The sequence below is a fragment of the Candidatus Binatia bacterium genome (assembly GCA_036382395.1).
GTDB lineage: Bacteria > Desulfobacterota > Binatia > HRBIN30 > HRBIN30 > JAGDMS01.
Genome location: DASVHW010000126.1, coordinates 1 through 4,267, shown reverse-complemented (window position 1 = coordinate 4,267; position 4,267 = coordinate 1). Strand labels below are relative to the sequence as shown.

The 4,267-nt window shown below is 63.4% G+C and carries 5 protein-coding genes; all 5 read right to left on the bottom strand.

From position 1 onward, the window contains the following. Positions 1 to 401, bottom strand: a 401-nt coding sequence (locus tag VF515_06000) for a CoA transferase (protein HEX7407190.1), incomplete at its 3' end; no start/stop codon positions are given. 2 nt (positions 402 to 403) lie between these two features. After that, positions 404 to 1,612 (bottom strand): CoA transferase, encoded by a 1,209-nt coding sequence (locus VF515_05995; protein ID HEX7407189.1) that lies wholly within the window; start codon positions 1,610 to 1,612, stop codon positions 404 to 406. Positions 1,613 to 2,221: 609 nt separating this feature from the next. Next, on the bottom strand, positions 2,222 to 2,482 hold the full coding sequence (locus tag VF515_05990) for a hypothetical protein (GenBank protein ID HEX7407188.1): 261 nt from the start codon (positions 2,480 to 2,482) through the stop codon (positions 2,222 to 2,224). Positions 2,483 to 2,491: 9 nt separating this feature from the next. Further along, positions 2,492 to 3,169 carry a hypothetical protein gene (locus VF515_05985; protein ID HEX7407187.1) on the bottom strand — a complete coding sequence of 226 codons (678 nt, stop codon included), beginning with the start codon at positions 3,167 to 3,169 and terminating at the stop codon, positions 2,492 to 2,494. 72 nt (positions 3,170 to 3,241) lie between these two features. After that, on the bottom strand, positions 3,242 to 4,231 hold the full coding sequence (gene moaA, locus VF515_05980; protein HEX7407186.1) for a GTP 3',8-cyclase MoaA: 990 nt from the start codon (positions 4,229 to 4,231) through the stop codon (positions 3,242 to 3,244). Positions 4,232 to 4,267: the final 36 nt, after the last annotated feature.

Below are 4,267 nucleotides of genomic sequence, written 5' to 3'. Positions count from 1 at the left end.
CCGTAGCCGGACATCGCGATCATGATGATATCGGGCTTGATCTGCTTCAGGACATCGTACCCCAGCCCCATGCGGTCCATCACCCCGAAGGCGAAATTCTCGCAGACGATATCGCTTTGGGCGACCAGTTCCTTGGCAATCTCAACGGCGCGGGGATTCTTGAAGTCGAGTGCCAGGCTCAGCTTTCCCTGGTTGTATTGATTGAAATACCCGCTCCGATTGAGGCCGAACTCGCCCTCCGCCCACGGCGGCAGCATGCGGGTGACGCAGGGGCGCGTCGCGGTCTCGATCCGAATGACTTCCGCGCCCAGGTGCGCCAGCTGCAAGGTGCAAAACGGTCCAGCCCACACCCAGGTGAAGTCCGCAACGCGGATGCCCTGCAGCGGCGCGGCGCCGGCCATCACTACATCACTCCTTCCTGTCGCAACACGGTCAGCTCCGCAGCCGTGATTCCCAAGTCGCCCAGTATCTCGTCGTTGTGCTGTCCGAGCAGTGGCGCGGGCCGGCGGATCGTCCACGGGGTGAGCGAGAACTTGTAGGGCACACCGGGGTACTGCAGGCTGCCGGCGCGCGGGTGATCGATGACGGCGAAGAACCCGCGCGACTTGAGATGGTCGGAGGCGAACAGGTCGGCCATCGTCGACACCGGCGCCAGCGGCACTCGGCGAGCTTGTCCGGCGTGATACAGTTCCTCGACGCTGTGCTCCCGCACCCATTCTTGCAGGAACAACTTGAGCGCATCCCAGTTGGCGCCGCGTGTGAGCCGGTTGTCGAACAGCTCCAGGCTGGCCCACTCCGGATTCCCCATCAGATCGACCCAGGTTTGCCACTGGTGCTCCTCGATGCAACAGAGGTAGATCCACCCATCGCGACACTCGAGAAAGTCGAGCGGCTGGATGGGCTTTTGGCCCAAGCGTGAAGCCAGCATGCCCATGTACGGCCAGAACTCGAAGGCGAGTTCGAGAGTAGCGGCAAGGCTTTCCTGAATGGAGATCGAGACGTGCTGGCCACGACCGTCACGTACCCGGGCAAGGAGCGCGCCCAGTCCAGCCACTGCGGCATTGAGGCCGCCCTGGAATTCGGACTGCTGGCCGAACGCCTTCAGTGGTGGGAGATCTTCGGCGGCCGGTCCGCCGCCGTTCAGATAGGCGATCCCGCCCGCATTCCACAGAGTAAGATCGGTCGCCTGGTAATCGCGATGCGGGCCGGTGAGACCAAACGGCGTGATGGATACCAGCACCAACTCGGGATTGACGCGCGACAGAGAGGCGAAGTCCACGCCCATGTCCGCCATCTGTCCCGGCGAGAAATTGTGGATCAGCAGATCCGCCTTCACCGCCAACGTGGCCAGCACCTCACGCCCCCGCGGCTGGGCAAGGTCGATGGTCACGCCGCGTTTGTTCGTATTGAGATACAAGAAGAGCCCGCTCTTTTCCGCATCGGGATGGCCGCCCGGAAATGGTCCTCGACGCCGAGCGGGGTCGCCACCGCGCGGCGGTTCAACCTTGATGACATCGGCACCGAGGTCGGCCATCAGCTTCGCCGCATACGCGGCAGAAACCATGGTGCCACACTCGATGACGCGCACCCCTGTCAAGGCCTGTTCTGACATCACGCTCTGTGCGGGCCGCAGGATCTACCATGAAACCCACCGGCTGCCAATGTGGCCCCCCGGTCGGTGCTGGCCCAATTTTGGGCAGCACACTGGCACGGGCAAATGAGATTTCGTTAGGAGACTCTCTGTGAGCAGCCGAAGGTCAGCAATGGTGGAATCGCCGTGGTCGCGGACGACGCATTCCCTCACAGCCTCCGAGAGCTGACCGCTGACTGCTGACAGCTTTGGACAGCATGCACCAAATTGCTTGACAACAGGCATCGGGTGATGGTCAGGTAGCGCCCGCTTGGGGAGCATGCATGATTGGATTAGGCCGAAGAAATAGGGCGTGGACAGCGATGGTCTGCTTCACGGTATTGGTGCTCGCCGGATGTGGCGCCGAGGGCACTTCCAGCGTCTACATTCCGCCTGCGAAGAACACGCCCGTAGCCGCCAGCATGCGCTGCGCGCCCAACGACCAATTCGCCGCAGCCGACCAGTGGCGGAGGTGGCCGCACGAGCCCAGTCTGCCGCCTTGCGCTTAGACCGCGGCGCCGCGTAGTGACGCTGCGGTCACCCGCGCTGGATCGTGGATAAGGAGAGCGATCCGACCGGGGTGGAGGCCGCTCAGGAACGCAGCCGGGCGGGGACGAAGTCCAGCAACTGCTGTGGATCCGCCGGTTCGCTCACGTGGTGTAGCGCGGCCATGAAATCGGTGAGTGAATAGGCGTCGGTATTCCACTCGCACAGGAGGCGCCACTCGTCTGCGCACGACGGCCGCACCAGCAAGTGCACCATCTGTTTCTCGGTGAGCCCGATGGCGGCCCGTTCGCTCGGCGTCATGCAGAACAGGATGTAGTCCGGTCGCTTCGTCGTCACAAAGTACATGGCGCGCACTCACTTGATCGGCTGACAGGTCGGGCACACTCCGAGCTGGCCGTGCCGTACGGCGCGCGAATAACTCAGCACCTGCATGCCGGCCGAAGCAAAGCCCCCAACATTCAGATAGCCGCCGTCGAGCGTCGCCGAACTCGACCAATCCCAGCTGCGCTCCAGCAGGCGGATCTTACGCGCCTCAAAGTACAGCAGCGTGTCGTACACGGCTTCCACCGCCGTTCGGCGGCGGACCGCGGCATCGCCCAACATCGCCGCGTAGTTGCGAATAGCCGTATCCTGCTCATCGTACGACAGGTTGCAGCTGTCTTCCAACACGTCTTTGCGCACCAACGCCCAACCCGGAGTGCACGTCTCTGTGGCCGCCAGCGGTTCCAACGCGATGCCCCACTCGTCTTTCAACTGGTACCCCATCTGGCGGAGAAGTTTTTGATCGAACGCCTGCGGGAATCGCTGCAACATCTGCACGATCGTCAGCGGCACGCGATCATCCGCCTGTGCCAGCCGTAAGACCAGCATCATCCCGCTGTTGCGGGCAGCGGCAAGAGCGGCACTGGTGAATGGAATCTCCGTACGAAGTTCCGCAGCCGACACTTGGCCGAGGACATTGGCAAGTGCTTCGGCACCGAGGACGTCGTCACCGAGAACGGTGCGGGCCTGACTGACACTGGTTACCGCCATCGTGCGGTTATAACAAAGCGCCGCCTCGACTCAACCCACGCGACGAGGCGGCATCCGTGACGATCAGGGTGATCATCCACCGATCTGGTACATGCTGCGGTCTTCGGTAGAAACGCCGCGGGCAAGGTGGTGTCCGGTCGGCTTGGCGGCGACGGCCCGCAACAAGAGGTTCTGGATAGCCGTATCGTCGGCCCCGTCGCGCAGGGCTTGGCGCAAATCGATCTCGTCGTCATTGAGCAGGCAGAGGTGGAACTTGCCGTCAGCCGTGAGCCGCATGCGGTTGCAGTTGCCGCAATACGGGCGGCTCACCGGGCTGATGAACCCGATCACGCCGGGCGCATTCCCAAGGCGGAAGTTCTGCGACTCGTCGGCGGGATGTTGATCCGGAAGCAGCGTCAGCGGACCGACCGCCTCTTCTATGCGCCGGCGGGTGTCTTGGTTCGACACGTACTGCGACACCGCCAGCCGCGCACATTCCCCACCGCCGAGGGGCATCAGCTCAATGAAGCGGACATGCCAGTCGTGGGTTTGCGTCAGGCGCGCCAACTCGACGACGTCTTCATCGTTATACCCGCGCGTCACCACGACGTTGAGCTTGATGGGACGCAGGCCCACGGCTTCCGCCGCTTCTATGCCCGCCCAGATTTCCTCCACCGTTCCGAAGCGCATGAGGCGCTGCAGGCGGCCGGGATGGAGTGTGTCGATATGAATGTTCACCCGCCGCAGGCCGGCGCTGGCGAGGCGCGCCGCCAGCCGCGGCAGCAGGATGCCGTTGGTGGTCATCGCCAGATCACGCAGGCCAGGCAGGCGAGCCATGCGCTCGACGATTTCAGCCACATCCGGGCGCAGGGTGGGCTCGCCGCCGGTGAGCCGGATCTTGCGGAAACCCACGGCGACTGCCGCACGGCCCACGCGTTCCAGCTCGGCCGCGGACAGCAACTCATTCGACTTTGCGAAGCGTAGCCCGCTCAGCGGCATGCAGTACACGCAACGCAGGTTGCAGTGATCGATGAGCGATATCCGCAGGTAATCGATGCTGCGCCCGAACCCATCTTGCGGCATGCCTCCCATGTTTCGGGAAGCACCAGCTAAGTCAAG